Origin of the sequence: Methylobacterium sp. WL116, assembly GCF_008039455.1 — a bacterium.
In the GTDB taxonomy this organism is placed as follows: Bacteria; Pseudomonadota; Alphaproteobacteria; order Rhizobiales; family Beijerinckiaceae; genus Methylobacterium.
Genome location: NZ_VRUV01000817.1, coordinates 1 through 1,411 on the forward strand (window position 1 = coordinate 1; position 1,411 = coordinate 1,411).

Consider the following 1,411-nt stretch of genomic DNA (forward strand, 5'->3'; position numbering starts at 1 on the left):
GCGCGCCGCCTCGACGGAGCGGCGGGACGCTCATACGAGCCGCAACTCGCCCGCCTTGAGGCCGAGGCGTCGGATGAGGTCCCGGTAGAGGGCACCGACGACCTCGATCCCCATGCCATCGGTCGTCAGTCCGTCCAACTGCGCGAGTGCGGCCTCGGCGGAAGCGGCTACTACGGCGTAGATACGAGGCGCCTCGCGCTTATGGCGCACGGCGATCAGGTACGCTGTGCGCTTGCCTTTCTTGCCGGTCTGGACCTCTCCGGAGGCGGGGGGCGGGACCTTATCCATCAATCCTTGTCGGGCTTTTCCTTGGTGATGGCGCCCGTCTTGGGATCGACGTGGAACTCCATCTTCACGCCGTTCTTCAGGCCCTCGCCCTCCCAGTGCCCGTCATCGGCCTCCAACTCGGTGATGCTGGAGTAGCCGGCGTCCATCAGCTTCTGCTTGACCTGCTCGGCGGGGATCCAGTCCGCCCCCGGCTTGTCCTTCTTGGCCATGGCAGGGCCGGCGAGACCCACCGTCAACATGAGAGCAACGGTTGCGAGCGTCCTGAATTTCATTAGCCGTCTCCATTTTTACGATGCCGAACAACGGCTCGTATGGACAGTGGTTGCGCGCCCGCCGGCATATCAGATGACTACAGATGACCCTCGACGTTCTCGACGCTCGTCACACCTGGGCGCGCCCGTAGTCCCTGAGCGATCTCCGACACCAACTGATTTGATAGCCGCGCAAACGAGATCAGGATTCCGTCCTGCGCCGGATCGGCGGCACGCTGCACGACGAACTGGCGGATGCGCGAGGCACGCTGCCCGGCGATCCCCTGCAGGGTATCGAACGTGATCGTACCCGGCTCTGCCAGCACCCGTAGCGGTTGGACACGCTGCCGGTTGTGATAGCGCTCTTGAAGGGGCTTCAATCCGGCAAGGATCGCCAGGAGGATGACGGTCGTCGCGATGCCGGCGACGTACAGGCCGCTGCCGACCGCGAGGCCGATGGCCGCGACCGCCCAGAGGCTCGCTGCCGTTGTGAGCCCTTTGACCACCTCGCCGCGAAGCAGGATCGTCCCAGCTCCAAGAAACCCCACGCCTGAGACGACCTGCGCTACGATACGTGAAGGATCGAGGACGACATTGTGCGTGCTGAGCGCATCGCTGAAGCCGAAGGCCGAAACAATGACGATGAGGCAGGCGCCGACCCCGACGAGCATGTGCCTTCGCAGGCCTGCGGCCCAGAGCAATCTCTCGCGCTCGATCCCTATCAGTCCGCTGAGGATGGCGGCGAGCATCAAGCGGCTCAGAATTTCCAGATGGCCGATCATGTTTCCCGCCGCACACGCCGAATGTCCTTGGGAAGATCCTGTGCCGGGATCACACGGTCAAGCATGCGACGGCCACGGTTTCAGATAAGC

The 1,411-nt window shown here is 63.9% G+C and carries 3 protein-coding genes; all 3 read right to left on the reverse strand.

Features of this window, described 5'->3' with window-relative positions; translation table 11 throughout:
- Window positions 1-30: 30 nt before the first annotated feature.
- Complete coding sequence (locus tag FV223_RS27595) at window positions 31-288, reverse strand: hypothetical protein (protein WP_147729872.1); 258 nt, start codon at window positions 286-288, stop codon at window positions 31-33.
- Window positions 288-527 (reverse strand): PepSY domain-containing protein, encoded by a 240-nt coding sequence (locus FV223_RS27600; protein ID WP_147729873.1) that lies wholly within the window; start codon window positions 525-527, stop codon window positions 288-290. The genes FV223_RS27595 and FV223_RS27600 overlap by 1 nt, the downstream gene beginning before the upstream one ends.
- 110 nt (window positions 528-637) lie before the next feature.
- On the reverse strand, window positions 638-1,321 hold the full coding sequence (locus FV223_RS27605; RefSeq protein WP_147729874.1) for an MgtC/SapB family protein: 684 nt from the start codon (window positions 1,319-1,321) through the stop codon (window positions 638-640).
- Window positions 1,322-1,411 lie beyond the last annotated feature (90 nt).